Origin of the sequence: Streptomyces sp. NPDC049954 (assembly GCF_040656295.1) — a bacterium.
Taxonomy (GTDB): domain Bacteria; phylum Actinomycetota; class Actinomycetes; order Streptomycetales; family Streptomycetaceae; genus Streptomyces.
Genome location: NZ_JBFALS010000004.1, coordinates 1 through 21,021 on the forward strand (window position 1 = coordinate 1; position 21,021 = coordinate 21,021).

Below are 21,021 nucleotides of genomic sequence, written 5' to 3' on the forward strand. Positions count from 1 at the left end.
CCCCCCCCCCCCCCCCCCGCCCCGCACCCCCCCCCCCCGCCGACGACCGACGGCCCCCCCTCCCGCGCCCGCCGCCCCAACCACGGCACGCCCTCGCCGGCCATCCAGGCCAGATCCTGCCGCCAGCTCGTCGGCAGCCCGCCGCTCGGCTCCAGCGACGGCGGCTCGAAGGTGAAGCCATGCGACACCAGCTGCTCCCCGAACGCACGGGCCATCCGCCGATGGCCGAGCTCGGAGGGATGCAGCCGGTCGGCGGCCCAGAACCTCCGCTCGTGCAGGTCGGGCACCGCACCCAGGTCGAGCCGCAGACCCCCGTAGGTGGCATGGGCCTCGTCCCAGATGGCGTTGAGATCAGCGGTCCGCCGTTGGATCGACCGCTTCATCCAGCCCGGCATCGGCCACATCACCGAGTGGTCGTGGAAGCGCGCCGTCATCAGCAGCGCACCCTGGCCGGCGAGCGCGTCGGCGCAGGTCATCAGGTCGTCCCGCAGCCGCACGGTGTCCCAGGACGAGCGCATCACGTCGTTGACCCCGACGATCAGCGAGGCCACGTCGGGCCGGTGCGCCACGGCATCGGCGAGCAAACATCGACCGCATCGACCACCTCTCAGAGCGCTCTGCGTCCCCCCGGTCGCGGCAGCGATACGAGCCGTCCTGGGCGCCCTGGCCCTGGAAGAGCGCCCAGGGCTCGTCCGTCCGTGCGCCGGCACCGCCGTCGCCTGGCCATCGGCGGGGTGGCGGCTGCCGCCCTCGGTTTCGGATCCCTCCTCGTCACATCGCTCATGGGTAATGACGAGCCACCCGCTGGACGGCCTTCCGCGCAGAGCCCGCTGTTCTCGGGGCGGTCCCTGCACTCACGAGTCGACTCGATGCTGCGCGAGACCGCCCCACTGCAAACGCCTCCGGACAGCGGCAGCGGTTCAGCCGGGACAGCTCCGGACAGCAGCACCAGCAAGACCGATGGTGCTCCGGAACCCGGCATGGCCAGCAACACACCCATGCGGGCTCTGACGCCCCAGGTTCCCTCGTGCGTCATGGTCGGCATTGGCCGCAGCGAGTCGGCTCTGGCCGTGGACAAGGGCACGTATCACGGCCGTGGCGCCTACCTCGTGCTGTTGCCCCATACCTCCGATGCCACCCGGGTCGCCGCCTACGTCGTGGACGCGTCCTGCGTACGCAACCACACGACCACCCCGGGCAAGGTCCTGCTCTCCGCCTCCTACACGCGTCGCTGACGACACGGGCTGCTTCGCAACGGCGGGCTCTCACAGCGCTTCGGCGCACCTCCTCGGCGTCCGTCATCGTGGACTGGTGCCTGCGCGATCTGCGAGCACCGTCGGCGTGCGTGGCGAAGCCCGTGAGGCACGGGCTTCGCGGGAATGTGGGCCCCGTAGGATCGGTTGGGTGGGATAGGAGGCTTGAGAAAGCCTCCTTCAGGCAGTAGGAAGCAGTCGGCAGAGACGAGGAAGCAAGCCGTGAGCGACGTGCGAAACGTGATCATCATTGGCTCGGGGCCCGCCGGTTACACCGCGGCGCTGTACACCGCCCGTGCGTCGCTCAAGCCGCTGGTGTTCGAGGGCGCGGTGACAGCCGGTGGGGCACTCATGAACACCACGGAGGTCGAGAACTTTCCCGGCTTCCAGGACGGGATCATGGGTCCGGAGCTGATGGACAACATGCGGGCGCAGGCTGAGCGCTTCGGCGCGGAGCTGATCCCCGACGATGTCGTCTCGGTCAACCTGACGGGTGAGATCAAGACCGTCACCGACACCACCGGCACGGTGCACCGCGCCAAGGCCGTCATCGTGACGACGGGTTCGCAGCACCGCAAGCTCGGTCTCCCGAAGGAGGACGAGCTGTCCGGACGCGGCGTCTCCTGGTGCGCCACCTGCGACGGCTTCTTCTTCAAGGACCAGGACATCGCCGTGATCGGGGGTGGCGACACCGCGATGGAGGAGGCGACCTTCCTCTCCCGGTTCGCCAAGTCCGTCACCATCGTCCACCGTCGTGACACGCTGCGTGCCTCCAAGGCCATGCAGGAGCGCGCCTTCGCCGACCCGAAGATCAAGTTCGTCTGGGACAGCGAGGTCGCCGAGATCCACGGAGAGCAGAAGCTCTCGCACCTGACCCTGCGGAACCTCAAGTCGGGCGAGACCTCCGAGCTTCCTGTCACGGGTCTGTTCATCGCGATCGGCCACGACCCTCGCACTGAGCTGTTCAAGGGCCAGCTGAACCTGGACGACGAGGGCTACCTCCGCGTCGAGGCGCCCTCCACCCGCACCAACGTCACCGGCGTCTTCGCCGCCGGCGATGTCGTGGACCACACCTACCGCCAGGCGATCACGGCTGCCGGGACGGGGTGCTCTTCCGCCCTGGACGCGGAGCGCTACCTGGCAGCTCTCTCCGACGCGGAGGAGACCCCCGAGCCGGAGAAGACTCCCTCGGCCGAGCAGACCGCCGCCGTCTGACCTCTCCCTCCCCCGACCGCACCACCAAGCAATGAAGGAGCCCGCTGTGGCCGGCAATCTCAAGAACGTGACGGACGACAGCTTCGAGCAGGACGTCCTGAAGAACGACAAGCCCGTACTGGTGGACTTCTGGGCCGCGTGGTGCGGTCCCTGCCGTCAGATCGCCCCCTCCCTGGAGGCCATCGCCGCCGAGTACGAGGGCCAGATCGAGGTCGTCAAGCTCAACATCGACGAGAACCCGGCGATCGCTGCCAAGTACGGCGTCATGTCGATCCCGACCCTCAACGTCTACCAGGGCGGCGAGGTCGCCAAGACGATCGTCGGCGCCAAGCCCAAGGCGGCGATCCTGCGTGACCTTGATGGCTTCATCGGGGACGCCAAGACTGCCTGACGGATGCCACAGACGGCATCACGTCCGTCGTGCCGATGTTTCACGTGAAACATCGCGTGGATGTTTCACGTGAAACATCGCGTGGATGTTTCACGTGAAACATCGCGTGGATGTTTCACGTGAAACATCAGGGGCTGCCCACCAGGGCAGCCCCTTTTCGTTTCTGTGCCGACGTCCGCTTCTGTGCCCGCCATCCGCCGAGCGAACCTCGCCGAACGTCCCTGCCTCAGAGCGGCCGCAAGGAGGGTTCCTTCTGGACGGCGCCGAGGAGACGGTCGAGCGCGATCTCCATGTCTTCCTTCCAGGAGAGCGTGGTGCGCAGTTCCAGACGCAGCCGCGGGTGCACGGGATGTGGCCGCACTGTCTTGAACCCCACCGACAGGAGATGGTCCGCGGGAAGCAGACAAGCGGGCTTCTCCCAGCGGGCCTCTCCAAAGACCTCGATCGCTTTGAAGTGTCGACGCAGGAGGTCCTTGGCGACGGCCTGCACCAGCACGCGCCCCAGCCCTTGCCCCTGGAACTCCGGGGTGATCCGGGCAGTCATGAGCTGCACAGCGTCCGGGCTCACCGGGCTGGTGGGAAAGGCCGTGGAGCGAGCCACATAGGCCGGCGGCGCGTACATCACGAAGCCTGCCGGCGTCTCGTCCACATAGACCACTCGACCGCAGGAGCCCCACTCCAGCAGCACAGCCGAGATCCAGGACTCCTTCTCGGACGGAGCGCTGCCGTCCCGGACCGCAGCCTCGCCGCGAACAGGATCCAGTTCCCAGAAGACACAACCCTGGCAGGGCGCAGGAAGGTCGGCCAGGTTGTCGAGTGTGAGCGGTACGAGCCGGCGCCCCATGAAGGCTGTTCCTCACTTCCTCGGCTATCGCTCGAAGGCGAGTGACAGGGCATCACGTTTCCTGCGCGGTCACTGACAACGCATCTTCCGGCGCCTCCGGCGCAGCGCTCCAAGCGCACCTGCTGCGACGCTCCACCTGGAGGCCGTCAGGCCTTCCTGTCCAGCCTGTCCCGGGTGCCTCGCCCGGCGCCACCAGGCAATAGCCAAGACCCGATCGCATCGTATCCACGATGCGATCGGGTCGATACCGCGAGAGGGCAAAGAGCGGCTCAGGCTTCGCTGTTCTCCTCGGCGCTGTTCTCTCCGTCGCTCTCCTCCGCCTCACCGGCGGGGAGAACAGGGCCTTCGCCCGGTGCGAGGGAACCCAGGATGCGCTGAAGATCATCCATCGAGGCGAACTCAACGACGATCTTTCCCTTCTTCTGCCCCAGGTCCACCTTTACCCGCGTCTCGAAACGGTCCGAGAGACGGTCAGCGAGTTCGGTCAGGGCCGGTGCGATACGCCCGCCCGCGCGAGGGCCCTTGGCCCTGACGCTGCTCTTGGGACGCGAGCGCATGAGATGAAGGATCTCTTCGACAGCGCGCACCGTGAGCCCCTCGGCCACGATCCGATGAGCGAGCCGGTCCTGTTCCTCGGTGTCCTCCACGGACAGCAGCGCCCGAGCGTGCCCGGTGGAGAGCACCCCCGCCGCAACCTTCTTCTGCACCGAAGGCGAGAGCTTGAGCAGCCTCAGCGTGTTGGTGACCTGCGGCCGTGAGCGACCGATGCGGTCCGCGAGCTGGTCATGCGTGCAGTTGAAGTCCTGGAGGAGCTGGTCGTAGGCAGCCGCCTCCTCCAAAGGGTTCAGCTGTGCCCGATGAAGGTTCTCCAGAAGGGCATCGAGGAGGAGCTTGTCGTCCTCGGTGGCGCGCACGATTGCGGGGATCGCTTCCAGCCCCGCTTCGCGGCTGGCCCTCCAACGCCGCTCCCCCATGATCAGTTCGTACTCGGCGTCCGCCACCTGGCGCACGACGACCGGTTGGAGCAGTCCCACCTCCTTGATGGAGATGACCAACTCCGAGAGAGCCTCGTCGTCGAAGATCTGTCGCGGCTGCCGCGGATTGGGCTTGATCTCGTCGATCGGAATCTCGGCGAAGTGTGCACCCATCGGCGCCGGAGGAAGTCCGTTCTCCTCAGCGGGCGCCGATGTTTCACGTGAAACATCGCTGTCGGAGAGCCCAGCCACCTTGGCTGCGGCCACTCCCCGTTCAGCCACCAGTACAGGGCCGGCGGCGGCGGGCACCCTGGGTCCGCCATGGTTTGCGGACGGGCCCACCTTCTCGCCGGTGGGCGCTGCCGGGATCAGCGCACCCAGCCCCCGGCCGAGCCCCCTTCGTCGTTCGCTCACTGTGTCCCCTCCACCATCGTGTGCTGGTCAGTCGGTACACCCACGGCGTGGGCGTATGTCGAGTCGTAACGCGCCCCCACCCCGCGCAGAGCGATCTCCTTCGCCGCTTCGAAGTAGGAGAGGGCGCCGCTGGAGCCCGGGTCGTAGGTCAGTACGGTCTGCCCGTAACTCGGAGCCTCGGAGATCCGCACGGACCGCGGGATGCTGGTCCGTAGAACCTCCTCGCCGAAGTGGCTGCGCACCTCGTCGGCGACCTGCGATGCGAGCCGGGTCCTGCCGTCGTACATCGTCAGCAGGATGGTGGACACATGCAGGGCCGGGTTCAGATGCCCTCGCACCAGATCCACATTGCGCAGAAGCTGCCCCAAGCCCTCCAGCGCGTAGTACTCGCACTGAATAGGGATCAGCACCTCCGCACCGGCCACCAAGGCGTTCACCGTCAGGAGGCCGAGGGAGGGAGGGCAGTCGATAAGGATGTAGTCGAGCGGCTGCTCGTAGGACTCGATGGCTCGAAGGAGACGGCTCTCCCGGGCCACGAGTGACACCAGTTCAATCTCCGCACCCGCCAGGTCGATCGTGGCAGGAGCGCAGAAGAGCCCCTCGACATCGGTGACCGGCTGGACGACCTCGGAGAGCGGCTTGCTCTCCACCAGGACGTCGTAGATGGACGGGACTTCGGCGTGGTGGTCGATCCCGAGCGCTGTGGAGGCATTGCCCTGCGGATCGAGGTCGATCACGAGGACTCTGGCCCCCAACAGGGCGAGCGATGCGGCAAGATTGACCGTGGTGGTGGTCTTCCCAACCCCACCCTTCTGATTGGCCACCACCATGATCCGAGTGCGCTCGGGTCGTGGCAGACCATCGCCGGTGCGTCCCAGGGAGTCCGCAGCCGCTTGGGCGGCAGCTGGATCAATGGGGGTGTCGTCTACCGGGGGCAATGTTTCACGTGAAACATCGTCCCCCGATTCAGTGCGGGGACCGGGGACCGGTTCGGTCATCGGTCCTGCGATATGGGCGTCGGACCGCAAGGATTCACTCTCCTCGGCTTCAGGCTCGCGATGCACAGAGCCTGCCATGCCATCGGGGTCGTGAACCAGCGAGGCCCTGTCTTCTGTGGATGAACGTGCCCTGACGGAAAATCCCGCCCCCCTTTCGGGGGACTTCTGCGGGGTTTTCCCCAGGGGCTTGCGGTCACGCGGATCTGCCGCTGTGCGACCGCGGCTGATGATGCCCTGCAGTAGTGAGCGACGTTTCACGTGAAACACGATGCCGAGCGCGGTCCGTCCTGGACGGAAGACACTCCGACGGGCGCACCCCGGCAGCTTGGCTGGAGTACACCCGCCGGTCGGCGGTGCCCCCGAATCGGATCAACGAGTATCGCCGGGATGGACCAGCGTCATCACCAGGACGGCGCAGGCGGCGGCCCTCCGGGCGGAGGACCGGACAAAGCGTGGCGCCTCCGGCGGCACCACAGATCCCGGCAAGCCGGCCCGTTCCGCAGATCGCCATCCCGATAGCGCCCACACAGCCGCGTCCCCAGAGGCGCTCCACCAGAGCTTCGACAACCGCTCGGACAACCGCACTTGAGCGACCACTCGGACAACCGTCTGCCACCGTCCCGAAGAAGGCCACGAAGAGAGCGAGTGCCACGAAGAGAGCGAGGAAGCAGAGGTTATCCAGCCGGCAGAGCGCCCCAGCCGAGGAACCGCTGACAGCCGAGGGACTGCCGACAGCCGAGGAACCGCTGACAGCTGAGAACTGCCGGCAGCCGAGGACCGTCGGTAGCCGGGCCCACCCGGATCAACGGCGGCGTCGGGTCCTTCCGGTACGGGCGGCCTTGGCCCTCTTCGCCGCGAAGCGCACCCCGCCCGGACTCTCGCCCACCTCGACACGGACCACGGTGGACAGCGGGTCCACGAGGCCCTCGCCGACCTGGACGACCGAGGTCCGCACCGCGCCCAGCTTGCTGAGGGCCGCGCCCGCGTTCTTCACCTCTTCCTCCGCCGTATCGCCCTTGAGCGCCAGCATCTCCCCGTAGGGACGCAGCAGAGGCACCCCCCAGGCCGCGAGCCGGTCCAGAGGAGCGACGGCCCGGGCAGTGACCACGTGAACCGGGGGGAGCGTGCCAAGAACTTCCTCGGCGCGGCCGCGCACCACGGTCACGTGGTCCAGGCCCAGGAGCTCCACGACCTCGGTGAGAAACGTGGTCCGCCGCAACAGCGGCTCCAGGAGCGTGATCCGCAGGTCAGTCCGCACAAGCGCCAGGGGAATGCCGGGCAGCCCCGCCCCGGAGCCCACATCGCAGACCGTGACTCCTTCGGGGACGACCTCGGAGAGCACCGCGCAGTTGAGGAGGTGGCGCTCCCACAGACGCGGGACCTCGCGGGGACCGATGAGCCCACGCCGCACCCCCGCGTCCGCGAGCAGTTCCGCGTAGCGCACCGCATCGGCGAAGCGCTCACCGAACACCTTTGTGGCTTCCTCCGGGGCCGGGGGGAGCTGTGCTGCCTCCGTCACGGGGACCGTCCTTCCGTACCGCGATGGGGGAGCGCCTTCCGAGGACCTGCCCCGGGGACACTCACTTGCTGAACAGCTTCAGTGATCATGCACGGCATCCGTGGGATGCCCCACACAGACCGGCCCCGTCTGAGAACAGACGGGGCCGGGTGCGCTTACTCCGGTCGGCTCCGGCGGACGATGGCCCTCCGGAGCGGCTGCCGGTTCAGGCGGGCAGAACGACGACGAACCGCTGCGGCTCCTCGCCCTCGGACTCACTGCGCAGCCCCGCCGCCTTCACCGCGTCATGCACGACCTTGCGCTCGAAGGGCGACATCGGCTTCATCCGGACCGGTTCACCGGAGTCCCTGGCCTCCTCGGCGGCGCGGGCCCCCAGTTCGGTCAGTTCCTGCCGCTTCCCGGCCCGGTAGCCGGCGATGTCGAGCATCAGCCGACTGCGGTCACCGGTCTCCCGGTGGACCGCAAGGCGCGTCAGCTCCTGCAGAGCCTCCAGGACCTCTCCGTCCCGGCCCACGAGCTTCTGGAGATCGCGGCTGCTGCTGTCGCTGACGATCGACACAGCGGCGCGGTCGGCCTCGACGTCCATGTCGATGTCGCCGTCGAGGTCGGCGATGTCGAGCAGACCCTCGAGGTAGTCCGCTGCGATCTCCCCTTCCTGTTCGAGACGGGTGAGGGAGTCGCCACCATCGATGGTGGCTTCCTCAGGGGCGGCGGAGGTGGCTTCCGTCACGGGCTGGGCTCCTTCTTACTTCTTGGACGGGTGCTTGGGCCGCTGCGGGCCCTTGCGCTGCCCCGACTTGGCTTGGCCTGCGTTACCCGACGCGGACTTGCTGCTCCCGCCGCCCGACGTCGACTTGCCCTTCGCGGCTGAACCCTGTGCGGGCTTGCCGCTGTCCTTCTTCTCCAGCGAGGGCTTGGCCTCCCCGGAGCCGGAGCCGGTGCCCGTGGCAGCGGCGTCGGAACCCGTACCACCGGTACCCGCGGTACCCGCTGCGGACTGGCGCTGCGACTTGCTCTGCCGCTTCGGCTGCTGCCGACGCGGGGCGCCGCCGACACCCGGGGCGCCGTCCTCGGTCTCCGCCGTGGCCACGGAGCTCTCGCTCTTCTGGACGGTGCCGTCGGCCTGGGCGGCGAGGCCCGCCTTGGTGAGCCCGTTGATGAACTTGCGCTCAGCCTCGTTGCGCTCGCGGCCCTTGGCGACGATGGCCTTCACGGCGCCACGCTCACGCTTGTTGCGGATCTTGCCGGTGTGCGAGACGTGCTTGAGCAGACGCTCCAGGAACGCGGCCTGGGCCTTGGAGCCGGGCGTCGGGTTCTGCCGGATCACGTACATCTGCTGGCCCATGGTCCACACGTTGGTGGTCAGCCAGTAGATGAGGACACCCACGGGGAAGTTGATGCCGAAGACGGCGAACATCACGGGGAAGACGTACATCAGCATCTTCTGCTGCTGCATGAACGGCGTCTTCACGGAGGTGTCGACGTTCTTCGTCATCAGCTGGCGCTGCGTGAAGAACTGCGAGGACGACATCAGGACGATCATGATGATCGTCACGACGCGCACATCCGTCAGCGAGGCGCCGAGCTGCTCGACCTTGTCCGCGCTGGTGGTGAACTTCGCGGCCAGGGGAGCACCGAAGATGTGTGCCTTCTGCGCCGAGGCCAGCAGATCGCCGTTGATGACCCCGATCTGCTTGTTCGAGGCGATGCCGTCGAGCACGTGGTACAGCGCGAAGAAGAACGGCGACTGCGCGAGGATCGGAAGGCACGAGGAGAGCGGGTTGGTGCCCGACTCCTTGTACAGCTTCATCATCTCTTCGGACTGTCGCTGCTTGTCGCTCTTGTAGCGCTCCTGGATGCGCTTCATCTCGGGCTGGAGGGTCTGCATCGCCCGGGTCGCCTTGATCTGCTTCACGAAGAGCGGGACCAGGCAGATACGGATGAGCACCACCAGCGACACGATGGACAGGCCCCAGGCCCAACCCGTGTCCGGACCGAAGATCCACCCGTACAGCGTGTGGAACTGCACGATGACCCACGAGACGGGTGTCGTGATGAAGCTGAACAAACTGGCAATGCTGTCCACTAATCAGGCTCCTTGAGCGTGGGACGGGGTCTCGGCGACCGGGCTGGGAGAGTCCGGGGCACTGACCCCGGCCGGGGCACCGCCCTCGGTGGGCGAGCTGTCGGCGGCGGGACCGCCCTTGCGGGCACGCCAGGCGGTGCGCAGCGCTTCGTGCCATCGCGGACGCTTGCGCTGCGGTACGTGATCGACTCCACCGAGCGACCAGGGGTTGCAGCGGAGGATGCGCCAGGCGGTGAGCGCCGTCCCCTTGACCGCGCCGTGGCGGTCGATGGCGGTGAAGCCGTAGTGGGAGCACGACGGGTAGTACTTGCACACCGGCCCCAGCAGAGGGCTGATGGTCCACTGGTAGAGCTTGATCAGCGCGAGCAGCGGGTACTTCATCTCTTGCCCCCTCCCAGCAACCGCGCGAGGGCGGCGTCGAGGTCTCGGGCCAGTTGTGCGTGATCGGCGTCGCCCGCCCCGGGCAACGCGCGTACCACTACCAGGCTACCGGGGGGGAACTGGGAGAGCCGGTCCCGCACGAGGTGACGTAGCTTGCGCTTCACCGATGTACGGACCACGGCGTTGCCGACCGCTTTGCTGACGACGAAACCCGCACGCACCGGGAGAGAGCTCTCCCCGGTGGCGTGCGGGTCCGTGGAACCGCTGCGTAGATGGACAACGAGAAGGGAGCGACCCGCTCGGCGTCCTCGGCGTACTGCGGTCGAGAATTCCTCGCGCCGCCTCAGCCTGTTGTCAGAAGGCAGCACGACGTCATGACCTGTACGAGATCAGGCGGACAGGCGGGCGCGACCCTTGCTGCGGCGGGTCGCCAGGATGGCGCGGCCGGCACGGGTACGCATACGCAGGCGGAAACCGTGGGTCTTGGCACGACGACGGTTGTTCGGCTGGAAGGTGCGCTTGCTCACTCGGGGGCTCCAGAGAAGATCGGTGGTGGCGGGGTGCCGGACCTGGCTGTCACCGTGCGCCCACGAGTAGCTCGCTCAACGCCCGAGTGCACCGCTTCCCGATCACCCGTGACCCGCGGCTCGCTGGAGCCGGGAGTTCGGACGCGATCTATGCCCATCGGAGGCAGGCGGCAGCAGCCATCGACAACTCGACCTGGTCACGGTACGCGCGGCCGGGTCCTTCGGTCAAACCCGCTGGAGGTGGTGGACACTGTGCACAGGCTGTGGACAACAACTTGAACCGCACTGGCCGCCCTGACTACCGTGGCTGGACTGGACCCCGTACGTCCTTCGCCTCGCCGTCACCTTCCGGTGACTCCGTGGTCCCCGCCGACCTCCGCCGACCGCCCCGGACACGCCGCGCCCGCCGCGCGACCGCAGCCATGTGTCCCTCTGACCACTGTCTTCGCTGAACTCCGTCTCCCGCTGTCCCCTGCTTCCCGCTGTCTTGTGTCCTCTTGTTCTTCTGATGTTTTCCGGTCGTTTCTGAAATCCGTCCCGGACCCACTGCGAGCAGTGCCCGGAACCCCCGTGAGAGAGCGTGCCCTGTGGCTGATGTACCCGCCGATCTTGCCGCAGTGTGGCCGCGAGTGGTGGAACAGCTCCTCGGGGAGGGGCGGGACGGTCGCCCGCAAGGAGTCGAGGCGAAGGACGAGCACTGGATCAGGCGCTGTCAGCCGCTGGCGCTGGTCGCCGACACCGCGCTGCTCGCCGTGCCCAACGAGTTCGCCAAGGGCGTCCTGGAGGGCCGGCTCGCCCCGGTGGTCAGCGAGACGCTGAGCCGCGAGTGCGGCCGGCCCATCCGCATCGCGATCACGGTGGACGACTCGATGGGCGATCCGCCGCCGTCCGCGGCCCAGCCGTCGCCTCCGCGTTACGAGGAGAACCAGCGCTACGAGGAGCCGCAGCGCTACGAGGACCAGGGCCGCGACTACGGCTACGGCCGCAGGCAGCCGCACGAGGAGGGCCCCTCCGGCAGGCCCGACGGCAGCGGCCGCCCCGACCAGGGCGGCGGTGATCAGCCGACGGCGCGCCCCGCGTACCCCGACTACCAGCGGCACGAACCGCAGGCGCCGGGCGGCTGGCCCCGGCCGCACGAGGACTACGGCTGGCAGCAGCAGCGTCTGGGATACCCCGAACACGATCCGTACGCCTCCCCTTCTTCCGCGATGCCAGGACACTCGGGCCACGACTACCGGCAGCCCGGCGCCGAACGCTCTCCGTACGAGCAGCGCTACGAGGAGCAGCCCCGGTCCTACGAGGAGCAGCGGCCCGAGTACGGACGGCACGACCGCCAGGACCGGCCGGGTGCCGACTACGCGCGGCCGTACGAGGAGCAGCGGGATCCGCGCGCGGACCGCGGGGAGGCCGGCCGCGCAGGCCCCGGCCGGCACCGGGGCCCCGCCGGAGTCCAGATGCCCACGCCGAGCGGCGCTCCGGGACCGCTTGCCGCGCAGCCCGCTCCGGCCACGGGACCGGGGGAGCCGACCGCGCGGCTGAACCCCAAGTACCTCTTCGACACCTTCGTGATCGGGGCCTCCAACCGTTTCGCGCACGCGGCGGCCGTCGCCGTCGCCGAGGCTCCCGCGAAGGCGTACAACCCGCTGTTCATCTACGGCGAGTCGGGGCTCGGCAAGACCCACCTGCTGCACGCGATCGGGCACTACGCGCGCAGCCTGTACCCGGGGACCCGGGTGCGGTACGTGAGTTCCGAGGAGTTCACCAACGAGTTCATCAACTCGATCCGGGACGGGAAGGGCGACAGCTTCCGCAAGCGGTACCGGGAGATGGACATCCTGCTGGTCGACGACATCCAGTTCCTCGCGGACAAGGAGTCGACGCAGGAGGAGTTCTTCCACACCTTCAACACGCTGCACAACGCGAACAAGCAGATCGTGCTGTCCTCCGACCGTCCGCCCAAACAGCTCGTGACGCTGGAGGACCGGCTGCGCAACCGCTTCGAGTGGGGGCTCATCACCGATGTGCAGCCGCCGGAGCTGGAGACGCGTATCGCGATCCTCCGCAAGAAAGCGGTCCAGGAGCAGCTCAACGCGCCGCCGGAGGTGCTGGAGTTCATCGCGTCCAGGATCTCCCGGAACATCAGGGAGCTCGAGGGAGCGCTGATCCGGGTCACCGCGTTCGCCTCTCTCAACCGGCAGCCGGTGGACCTCGGGCTGACCGAGATCGTCCTCAAGGACCTGATCCCGGGCGGCGAGGACGCCTCGCCGGAGATCACCGCACCGGCCATCATGGCGGCGACCGCGGACTACTTCGGGCTGACGGTGGACGATCTGTGCGGTTCCTCGCGCAGCCGGGTCCTGGTGACGGCGCGGCAGATCGCCATGTACCTGTGCCGTGAGCTGACGGACCTCTCGCTGCCGAAGATCGGGGCGCAGTTCGGCGGCAGGGACCATACGACGGTCATGCACGCGGACCGGAAGATCCGCGCACTCATGGCGGAACGCCGCTCGATCTACAACCAGGTCACGGAGCTGACCAACCGCATCAAGAACGGCTGACGGCGCCGGAGTAGCCGCCGCCGACGGGGCGTGGGCCACTGTGGCCCGCGCCCCGTCGCGTTCCTCTCGTTCTCGCCGCCTCTTCGCCGCCGCCGCGTCACTTCTCGTCGCGTCAGTGCGCCTGGGACGGGGCGATAACCCGCACGAAGGCGCGCGAACGCGCCCACAGGCCATCGCCACCGCCACCGCCATCGCCATCGCCATCGCCATCGCCATCGCCACCCAAAGACAAGCGGTCGGGCCGGTTTCGGCCTCCTTCCCCTTCCTTGTGTTCCTTCCTGTGTGCCGGCCGCCCCGCGCCGTCCTCCTCCCGGGCCGCGGCTCCCCCACGCGACGTCAGAAGCGTCTGCCGGCGGGTCACCGGACGCCTCGTCGGGCCTCCTCGGCGCACTCCGGCGGTGTTTCAGGGGTGCTTCCGCCATCCCCGGTAGTCGTGCACACCCGGGGGACAGCCGTTCAGGCCGTTCGATTCCGGTGCAGGTCACGGTGGTTCTCCACAGATGTGCCAACTTTTTTCCCTCCACACCCTGGGGACCGGGAAGTTGTCCAGAATCTGTCCACAGGTCAGGCTGTGCGTGGACAGTCGAAGCAGGTCAGGTGGTTGTGGATTCGTGGACAAACGTTATCCACAGGCTGTGGAGAAAGATTCTGTCCACAGCCCTTGATCAGCGTTGTCCACCGGGTTCGGGGTTCTGCCCACAGGTGGGGCCGTGTTGTGCACAGCTTCTCCACAGCGCTGTCCACTGTTCGGCAACACAACACCCGCTCTCACCGGCGCGAGTGAAAGCCGTCACATCAGGGGGTGGGAGAGGGCTGTGGGAAACCGTCGGAAATCTGGGGACGGTTCTGGGGACAACCGGGGGTTACCTGGGGACGCGATGTGCACAACTTTCGTCCGTCCACAGTTACCGCGGGTTCTCCACCGGTCCCGCCCACAGGCGCGGTGGATAAAAAACAGGCCCTGAGCTGGGGAAACGGGGTTATCCACGGTATCCACAGCCCCTACTACTACTCCCACCTAGAGTTAGCTGGGAATCCGTTTCGAAGTGGGTCCTGTGCACAACTCGCCCTCCGGAGCGTCGAGGGCTCCCCGAGCGATTTGACGGCCGAGCGCACCGAGTGTCGGCGCGGTGCGTCAGACTGGTCCCCGGTGTCCTTCCCCTCCTGGGGCTCTCGGACACCACCGACGAAGACCGAGCAGGGCACAGACAGCCAGCAACAAGCAGGAGGCGGGCTCAGGTGAAGATCCGGGTGGAACGCGATGTACTCGCGGAGGCAGTGGCCTGGGCGGCACGCAGCCTCCCGGCTCGCCCTCCGGCCCCCGTGCTCGCGGGCCTGCTGCTGAAGGCGGAGGAGGGCACGCTGAGCCTCTCCGGCTTCGACTACGAGGTCTCGGCGCGGGTCTCGGTCGAGGCGGAGACCGAGGAGGAGGGCACCGTCCTCGTCTCCGGCCGGCTGCTCGCCGACATCTGCCGCGCCCTCCCCAACCGGCCCGTGGAGATTTCCACAGACGGTGTACGGGCGACGGTCAGCTGTGGATCCTCCCGGTTCACGCTGCACACGCTGCCGGTGGAGGAGTACCCGGCGCTCCCGCAGATGCCCTCCGCGACGGGCACCGTCCCCGGTGACGTCTTCGCCTCCGCCGCCGCGCAGGTCGCCATCGCCGCCGGCCGTGACGACACCCTTCCGGTGCTCACCGGCGTGCGTATCGAGATCGAGGGGGACACCGTCACCCTGGCCTCCACCGACCGCTACCGCTTCGCGGTCCGCGAGTTCCTGTGGAAGCCCGAGGAGGCCGACATCTCGGCCGTGGCGCTCGTCCCCGCTAAGACCCTGCTGGACACGGCCAAGTCGCTGACCAGCGGTGACAGCGTCACGATCGCCCTTTCCGGCACCGGTTCCGGCGAGGGCCTGATCGGCTTCGAGGGCGCGGGCCGCAGGACCACCACCCGGCTGCTGGAGGGCGACCTCCCGAAGTACCGCACGCTGTTCCCGACGGAGTTCAACTCAGTCGCCGTGATCGAGACGGCCCCCTTCGTGGAGGCCGTCAAGCGTGTCGCCCTGGTCGCCGAGCGCAACACGCCGGTCCGGCTGAGCTTCGAGCAGGGCGTCCTGATCCTGGAGGCCGGCTCCAGCGACGACGCACAGGCTGTGGAGCGCGTCGACGCCCAGCTGGAGGGTGACGACATCTCGATCGCCTTCAACCCGACCTTCCTGCTGGACGGCCTGAGCGCGATCGACTCGCCGGTCGCCCAGCTCGCCTTCACGACCTCGACGAAGCCCGCCCTGCTGAGCGGCCGTCCGGCGGTGGACGCGGAGGCCGACGACGCCTACAAGTACCTGATCATGCCGGTACGCCTGAGCGGCTGAGCCCACAGGTGTGCGAGGCCTCCCCGCAGTAGGCTCGGACACCGGTACGAACGCCAGTCGCAACTTAAGGAACAGTGATGGAGCTCGGTCTCGTCGGCCTCGGCAAGATGGGCGGCAACATGCGCGAGCGCATCCGCCGCGCAGGCCACACCGTCATCGGCTACGACCGCAACCCGGACGTCGCCGACGTCCACAGCCTGGAAGAGCTGGTCAGCAAGCTCAAGGGCCCGCGTGTCATCTGGGTCATGGTCCCGGCGGGCGCCGCGACGCAGTCCACCATCGACGAGCTGTCCGTCCTGCTGTCGCCGGGCGACGTCGTGGTCGACGGCGGCAACTCCCGGTGGACCGACGACGAGAAGCACGCCGTCGAGCTGGGCATCAAGGACATCGGCTTCGTGGACTGCGGAGTCTCCGGCGGGGTGTGGGGCCTGGAGAACGGCTACGCGCTGATGTACGGCGGTACCGAGGAGAACGTCGCGAAGGTCCAGCCGGTCTTCGACGCGCTCAAGCCTGAGGGCGACTTCGGCTCCGTCCACGCGGGCAAGGTCGGCGCCGGCCACTTCGCGAAGATGGTCCACAACGGCATCGAGTACGCCATGATGCAGGCCTACGCCGAGGGCTGGGAGCTGCTGGAGGCCGCCGACTCGGTGACCGACGTCCGGGAGGTCTTCCGCTCCTGGCAGGAGGGCACCGTCATCCGTTCCTGGCTGCTCGACCTCGCGGTCAACGCGCTGGACGAGGACGAGCACCTGAAGCAGCTGCGCGGCTACGCGGCGGACTCCGGCGAAGGCCGCTGGACCATCGAGGCGGCCCTCGACAACGCGGTGCCGCTGCCCGCGATCACCGCCTCGCTGTTCGCCCGGTTCTCCTCCCGGCAGGACGACTCCCCGCAGATGAAGATGATCGCCGCGCTGCGCAACCAGTTCGGTGGGCACGCGGTCGAGAAGAACACGAAGTAAGCACGTAGCGTCGCGGGGCGAGGGGCTGCGGCCGCTCGCCCCGCACGCGTCCACGCGCCACCCGCGCACCGGCGTCCGTGAGGTGACGGGGCCGGCGGCTCGCGCGACCGCAGCCGAGGGAGGCTTGCTGTCCCCATGCACGTCACGCATCTGTCGTTGGCTGATTTCCGCTCCTACGCCCGGGCCGAGGTCGCTCTCGAACCGGGCGTCACCGCGTTCGTGGGACCCAACGGCCAAGGCAAGACGAACCTGGTCGAGGCCGTCGGCTACCTCGCGACGCTCGGCAGCCACCGGGTCGCCGCCGACGCGCCGCTCGTGCGCAGCGGCGCCGAGCGGGCCTTCGTCCGCGCCGCCGTCAGCCAGGGCGAGCGCTCGCAGCTCATCGAGCTGGAGATCAATCCCGGTCGCTCCAACCGCGCCAGGATCAACAGGTCCTCGCAGGTCAGACCCCGTGACGTGCTGGGCATCGTCCGCACGGTGCTGTTCGCCCCGGAGGACCTGGCCCTGGTGAAGGGCGACCCCGGCGAGCGGCGGCGCTTCCTCGACGAGCTGCTCACCGCCCGGCATCCGAGGATGGCCGGGGTGCGCTCCGACTACGAGCGTGTGCTCAAGCAGCGCAACACCCTCCTCAAGTCCGCCGCCCTCGCCCGGCGGCACGGTGGACGGACCCTGGACCTGTCGACCCTCGACATCTGGGATCAGCACCTCGCACGGGCCGGGGCCGAACTCCTCGCGCACCGGCTGGATCTGATCGCCACACTCCAGCCCCTCGCCGACAAGGCGTACGAGCAGCTCGCCCCCGGTGGTGGCCCGGTCCTGCTGGAGTACAAGGCATCGGCGCCGGGCACGGCGCACAGTCGCGAGGATCTGTACGGGCAGCTCCTGGAGTCCCTCGCCGAGGTCCGGAAGCAGGAGATCGAGCGCGGGGTGACCCTGGTGGGCCCGCACCGCGACGATCTCGTCCTGAAACTCGGTGAGCTGCCTGCCAAGGGCTACGCGAGTCACGGTGAGTCCTGGTCGTACGCACTGGCCCTGCGCCTGGCCTCCTACGACCTGCTGCGCGCCGAGCCCTGGGGCGCCGAGGAGGCCACCACGGCGGACGGCCGGCGGGCCGGTGAGCCGATCCTCGTCCTGGACGACGTCTTCGCCGAACTGGACGGACGCCGAAGGGAACGCCTCGCCGAACACGTCGCCCCCGGGGAGCAGATCCTGGTGACGGCCGCCGTCGAGGAGGACGTGCCCGGACTGCTCAGAGGGGCCCGCTTCGCGGTGTCCGGGGGGACGGTGGAGCGCGTATGAGCGAGGACCAGGAGCGACCCGGCGCCGAACAGGGCGCCCCGGCCCGCCCGCCCGCCAAGGAGCCCTCGGGGGTCGATCTCGCCCGGGTCGCCCTGCGGGCCGCCAAGGAACAGGCGCGCGCCCGCGGGGCCGCAGCCCAGCAGCACAAGCCCGCCCGGCGTGGACAGCGCTCCGGCCGGCGCGGTGAGGGACGTGATCCGCTGCCGCTCGGCGCCGCCATCAACCGGCTCATCACGGAACGCGGCTGGGAGGCCCCCGCGGCGGTCGGCGGCGTCATGGGGCGCTGGCCCGAGATCGTCGGTGAGGACCTCGCCCGGCACTGCGTCCCGCAGCGGTACGACGAGGACGAACGGGTCCTGAGCGTCACCTGTGACTCGACGGCCTGGGCCACCCAGCTACGCCTGCTGGCCCCGCAGCTGGTCGCGCGCCTGAACAAGGACCTCGGCCGGGACAGCGTCCGCTTCCTCAAAGTGCAGGGTCCCGGTGCTCCGGCACACCGCTACGGACCCTTGCGCGCACCCGGCAGCAGGGGCCCCGGGGACACCTACGGCTGAGCCGTCCGGGCGGCGGATGAAGGCGTTCTCGCAGGATTGACACCCCGGAGCCGCTTCGAAGCGCTGAGTGCCACTGTGAGCCGCCTGGAGCCCTGGCCCCCATATGGGGAGTCGGAAGAGGAGGGTTCAGGGCGGCACATGCGGACTCAGCTACCCGCAAACCCCCATCACTGTCGCCGCTACCGGTAGACTGGCGAGTAATCCCGCCGTTATGGCGGGAGGTTGCTGAGTGACGGGCGATCGACGCTCGGTGACCCCTTGCACCGCCGACTAACGCCGACAAGAACGACGCAGCCGCGCCCGCCCCCGGGTTCAGGTCTGTGCTGTGCCAGAAAGGGCGCTTCGTGGCCGATTCCGGCAACCCCAACGAGAACAATCCGTCGACCCCCGCTGAGGGGACCGGCGAGAACAGCGCGGCCGCCGCAAGCTCCGGCGGGGAGTCCGCGGCCACCGAGGCGCAGCAGCCGAGCGATGTTTCACGTGAAACATCGGCGGCAGGGACCGAGGAGGCCGCAGCCGATCCGGCCGTTGTTTCACGTGAAACATTGGCCGACGCGGAGCGCTCGTACGACGCAAGCGCGATCACCGTGCTGGAGGGTCTGGACGCGGTCCGTAAGCGTCCCGGCATGTACATCGGTTCGACCGGTGAGCGCGGTCTGCACCACCTCGTGCAGGAGGTGGTCGACAACTCGGTCGACGAGGCTCTCGCGGGGCACGCCGACACCATCGACGTGACGATCCTGGCCGACGGCGGGGTCCGCGTCGTGGACAACGGCCGCGGTATCCCGGTCGGCATCGTGCCCTCGGAGGGGAAGCCGGCCGTGGAGGTCGTGCTGACCGTCCTGCACGCGGGCGGCAAGTTCGGTGGTGGCGGCTACGCCGTCTCCGGTGGTCTGCACGGGGTGGGCGTCTCGGTCGTCAACGCCCTGTCGAAGCGCGTCGAAGTCGAGATCAAGACGGACGGCTACCGCTGGACCCAGCAGTACCGGCTCGGTGTGCCCGTCGCTCCGCTGAAGCAGGAGGAGCCCACCAAGGACACCGGCACCTCGGTGACCTTCTGGGCCGACGGTGACGTCTTCGAGACCACCGTGTACTCCTTCGAGACGCTCGCCCGCCGCTTCCAGGAGATGGCCTTCCTCAACAAGGGCCTCACCATCAAGCTGACCGACGAGCGCGAATCGGCGAAGGCCACCGCGGGCGCGGACAGCGCGGATGTCGCGGAGTCGGCCGAGGAGGCGCCGGAGGCGCGCACGGTCACGTACCACTACGAGGGCGGCATCGTCGACTTCGTGAAGTACCTCAACTCCCGCAAGGGCGAGGTCATTCACCCCTCGGTGATCGACGTCGAGGCGGAGGACAAGGAGCGGCTCCTCTCCGTCGAGGTCGCCATGCAGTGGAACTCGGGCTACAGCGAAGGGGTCTACTCCTTCGCCAACACCATCCACACGCATGAGGGCGGCACCCACGAGGAGGGCTTCCGCGGCGCACTGACCACGCTGGTCAACAAGTACGCCCGCGACCGGAAGCTGCTGCGCGAGAAGGACGACAACCTCACCGGTGACGACATCCGCGAGGGTCTGACCGCGATCATCTCTGTCAAGCTCGGCGAGCCCCAGTTCGAGGGGCAGACCAAGACCAAGCTCGGCAACACCGAGGCGAAGACCTTCGTGCAGAAGGTCGTCTACGAGCGCCTCGCGGACTGGTTCGACCGCAACCCGAACGAAGCGGCCGACATCATCCGCAAGGGCATCGCGGCCGCCACCGCGCGCGTGGCCGCGCGCAAGGCGCGTGACCTGACCCGCCGCAAGGGTCTGCTGGAGACGGCCTCGCTCCCCGGAAAGCTCAGCGACTGCCAGTCCAACGACCCGACCAAGTGCGAGATCTTCATCGTCGAGGGTGACTCCGCCGGTGGCTCCGCGAAGTCCGGCCGTGACCCGATGTACCAGGCCATCCTGCCGATCCGCGGCAAGATCCTGAACGTCGAGAAGGCGCGGATCGACAAGATCCTGCACAACCAGGAGATCCAGGCGCTCATCTCGGCCTTCGGCACCGGGGTCCACGAGGACTTCGACATCGAGAAGCTGCGGTACCACAAGATCATCCTGATGGCGGACGCCGACGTCGACGGGCAGCACATCAACACGCTGCTGCTGACCTTCCTCTTCCGCTTCATGCGCCCGCTGGTCGAGGCCGGTCACGTCTTCCTCTCCCGGCCCCCGCTGTACAAGATCAAGTGGACCCGGGACGACTTCCAGTACGCCTACTCGGACCGCGAGCGGGACGCTCTCATCACGCTCGGCCGCGAACAGGGCAAGCGCATCCGTGAGGACTCCGTCCAGCGCTTCAAGGGCCTCGGCGAGATGAACGCCGAGGAACTGCGCATCACGACGATGGACCAGGAGCACCGGGTCCTCGGCCAGGTCACCCTGGACGACGCCGCCCAGGCCGACGACCTCTTCTCCGTGCTCATGGGCGAGGACGTCGAGGCCCGCAGGCAGTTCATCCAGCGCAACGCCAAGGACGTCCGCTTCCTCGACATCTGAGGCGGCAGCCGCGTGATCTGCCGCGACCGCTGAGTCGTACGCCAAGGATTCGAGCAGGCCGAAAGGACCAGAACGGCACATGGCCGACGAGAACACCCCCACCCCCGGCGAGGAGCCCACCGGGCCCGTGAACCCC

General features: G+C 68.4%; 19 protein-coding genes. 9 read left to right on the top strand and 10 right to left on the bottom strand.

Annotation, left to right across the window (positions count from 1 at the left end; genetic code table 11):
• Window positions 1-854, bottom strand: an 854-nt coding sequence (locus AB0J21_RS09245; protein WP_363145239.1) for a GDSL-type esterase/lipase family protein, incomplete at its 3' end; no start/stop codon positions are given.
• A gap of 126 nt (window positions 855-980) precedes the next feature.
• On the opposite strand from AB0J21_RS09245, the gene AB0J21_RS09250 reads away from it, so the two are divergent.
• The 3 genes from AB0J21_RS09250 (at window position 981) to trxA (ending at window position 2,859) form a co-directional block, all read left to right on the top strand.
• Window positions 981-1,235: a hypothetical protein gene (locus AB0J21_RS09250; RefSeq protein WP_363145240.1), complete on the top strand. Its 255-nt coding sequence runs from the start codon at window positions 981-983 to the stop codon at window positions 1,233-1,235.
• A 240-nt stretch (window positions 1,236-1,475) separates the two neighbouring features.
• A complete protein-coding gene (trxB, locus tag AB0J21_RS09255; RefSeq protein WP_363145241.1) occupies window positions 1,476-2,468 on the top strand; it encodes a thioredoxin-disulfide reductase in 993 nt (330 codons plus the stop codon).
• Window positions 2,469-2,514: 46 nt separating this feature from the next.
• Complete coding sequence (gene trxA / locus AB0J21_RS09260; protein WP_363145242.1) at window positions 2,515-2,859, top strand: thioredoxin; 345 nt, start codon at window positions 2,515-2,517, stop codon at window positions 2,857-2,859.
• Between the two features lie 226 nt (window positions 2,860-3,085).
• Here trxA and AB0J21_RS09265 read toward each other — a convergent pair whose 3' ends face one another.
• The 9 genes from AB0J21_RS09265 to rpmH all read right to left on the bottom strand — a co-directional run bounded on the left by AB0J21_RS09265 (window position 3,086) and on the right by rpmH (window position 10,602).
• Complete coding sequence (locus tag AB0J21_RS09265; protein ID WP_363145243.1) at window positions 3,086-3,703, bottom strand: GNAT family N-acetyltransferase; 618 nt, start codon at window positions 3,701-3,703, stop codon at window positions 3,086-3,088.
• A 269-nt stretch (window positions 3,704-3,972) separates the two neighbouring features.
• Window positions 3,973-5,091 carry a ParB/RepB/Spo0J family partition protein gene (locus tag AB0J21_RS09270; RefSeq protein WP_363145244.1) on the bottom strand — a complete coding sequence of 373 codons (1,119 nt, stop codon included), beginning with the start codon at window positions 5,089-5,091 and terminating at the stop codon, window positions 3,973-3,975.
• Window positions 5,088-6,167, bottom strand: coding sequence for a ParA family protein (locus tag AB0J21_RS09275; protein ID WP_363145245.1), 1,080 nt, complete (start codon window positions 6,165-6,167; stop codon window positions 5,088-5,090). The genes AB0J21_RS09270 and AB0J21_RS09275 overlap by 4 nt, the downstream gene beginning before the upstream one ends.
• 724 nt (window positions 6,168-6,891) lie before the next feature.
• The gene (gene rsmG, locus AB0J21_RS09280) at window positions 6,892-7,608 is read right to left on the bottom strand and encodes a 16S rRNA (guanine(527)-N(7))-methyltransferase RsmG (protein ID WP_363145246.1); all 717 of its coding nucleotides are present in this window, start codon (window positions 7,606-7,608) and stop codon (window positions 6,892-6,894) included.
• A gap of 205 nt (window positions 7,609-7,813) precedes the next feature.
• Window positions 7,814-8,338 carry a R3H domain-containing nucleic acid-binding protein gene (locus tag AB0J21_RS09285; protein WP_363145247.1) on the bottom strand — a complete coding sequence of 175 codons (525 nt, stop codon included), beginning with the start codon at window positions 8,336-8,338 and terminating at the stop codon, window positions 7,814-7,816.
• A 15-nt stretch (window positions 8,339-8,353) separates the two neighbouring features.
• Complete coding sequence (gene yidC, locus AB0J21_RS09290) at window positions 8,354-9,694, bottom strand: membrane protein insertase YidC (protein ID WP_363145248.1); 1,341 nt, start codon at window positions 9,692-9,694, stop codon at window positions 8,354-8,356.
• A 3-nt stretch (window positions 9,695-9,697) separates the two neighbouring features.
• Window positions 9,698-10,075 (bottom strand): membrane protein insertion efficiency factor YidD, encoded by a 378-nt coding sequence (gene yidD, locus AB0J21_RS09295; protein ID WP_363145249.1) that lies wholly within the window; start codon window positions 10,073-10,075, stop codon window positions 9,698-9,700.
• Window positions 10,072-10,443 (bottom strand): ribonuclease P protein component, encoded by a 372-nt coding sequence (rnpA, locus tag AB0J21_RS09300; RefSeq protein ID WP_363145250.1) that lies wholly within the window; start codon window positions 10,441-10,443, stop codon window positions 10,072-10,074. The genes yidD and rnpA overlap by 4 nt, the downstream gene beginning before the upstream one ends.
• Window positions 10,444-10,464: 21 nt before the next feature.
• A complete protein-coding gene (gene rpmH, locus AB0J21_RS09305; protein ID WP_003975051.1) occupies window positions 10,465-10,602 on the bottom strand; it encodes a 50S ribosomal protein L34 in 138 nt (45 codons plus the stop codon).
• A 587-nt stretch (window positions 10,603-11,189) separates the two neighbouring features.
• Between rpmH and dnaA the strand changes: the two genes are divergently transcribed.
• The 6 genes from dnaA to gyrB all read left to right on the top strand — a co-directional run bounded on the left by dnaA (window position 11,190) and on the right by gyrB (window position 20,885).
• Window positions 11,190-13,160 (top strand): chromosomal replication initiator protein DnaA, encoded by a 1,971-nt coding sequence (gene dnaA, locus AB0J21_RS09310; protein ID WP_363145252.1) that lies wholly within the window; start codon window positions 11,190-11,192, stop codon window positions 13,158-13,160.
• Between the two features lie 1,239 nt (window positions 13,161-14,399).
• Window positions 14,400-15,530, top strand: coding sequence for a DNA polymerase III subunit beta (gene dnaN / locus AB0J21_RS09315; RefSeq protein ID WP_363145253.1), 1,131 nt, complete (start codon window positions 14,400-14,402; stop codon window positions 15,528-15,530).
• A gap of 77 nt (window positions 15,531-15,607) precedes the next feature.
• Window positions 15,608-16,489, top strand: coding sequence for a phosphogluconate dehydrogenase (NAD(+)-dependent, decarboxylating) (gnd, locus tag AB0J21_RS09320; protein WP_363145254.1), 882 nt, complete (start codon window positions 15,608-15,610; stop codon window positions 16,487-16,489).
• A gap of 135 nt (window positions 16,490-16,624) precedes the next feature.
• Window positions 16,625-17,788: a DNA replication/repair protein RecF gene (gene recF, locus AB0J21_RS09325; protein WP_363145255.1), complete on the top strand. Its 1,164-nt coding sequence runs from the start codon at window positions 16,625-16,627 to the stop codon at window positions 17,786-17,788.
• Window positions 17,785-18,342 carry a DciA family protein gene (locus tag AB0J21_RS09330; RefSeq protein ID WP_363145256.1) on the top strand — a complete coding sequence of 186 codons (558 nt, stop codon included), beginning with the start codon at window positions 17,785-17,787 and terminating at the stop codon, window positions 18,340-18,342. The genes recF and AB0J21_RS09330 overlap by 4 nt, the downstream gene beginning before the upstream one ends.
• A 545-nt stretch (window positions 18,343-18,887) precedes the next feature.
• Window positions 18,888-20,885, top strand: coding sequence for a DNA topoisomerase (ATP-hydrolyzing) subunit B (gene gyrB / locus AB0J21_RS09335; RefSeq protein ID WP_363145721.1), 1,998 nt, complete (start codon window positions 18,888-18,890; stop codon window positions 20,883-20,885).
• Window positions 20,886-21,021: the final 136 nt, after the last annotated feature.

Coding starts and splice junctions, on each gene's coding strand:
- AB0J21_RS09250 (WP_363145240.1), top strand. CDS start 981: ATGGCCAGCAACACACCCATGCGGGCTCTGACGCCCCAGGTTCCCTCG.
- AB0J21_RS09265 (WP_363145243.1), bottom strand. CDS start 3,703: ATGGGGCGCCGGCTCGTACCGCTCACACTCGACAACCTGGCCGACCTT.
- AB0J21_RS09275 (WP_363145245.1), bottom strand. CDS start 6,167: ATGGCAGGCTCTGTGCATCGCGAGCCTGAAGCCGAGGAGAGTGAATCC.
- yidD (WP_363145249.1), bottom strand. CDS start 10,075: ATGAAGTACCCGCTGCTCGCGCTGATCAAGCTCTACCAGTGGACCATC.
- gnd (WP_363145254.1), top strand. CDS start 15,608: ATGGAGCTCGGTCTCGTCGGCCTCGGCAAGATGGGCGGCAACATGCGC.
- recF (WP_363145255.1), top strand. CDS start 16,625: ATGCACGTCACGCATCTGTCGTTGGCTGATTTCCGCTCCTACGCCCGG.
- AB0J21_RS09330 (WP_363145256.1), top strand. CDS start 17,785: ATGAGCGAGGACCAGGAGCGACCCGGCGCCGAACAGGGCGCCCCGGCC.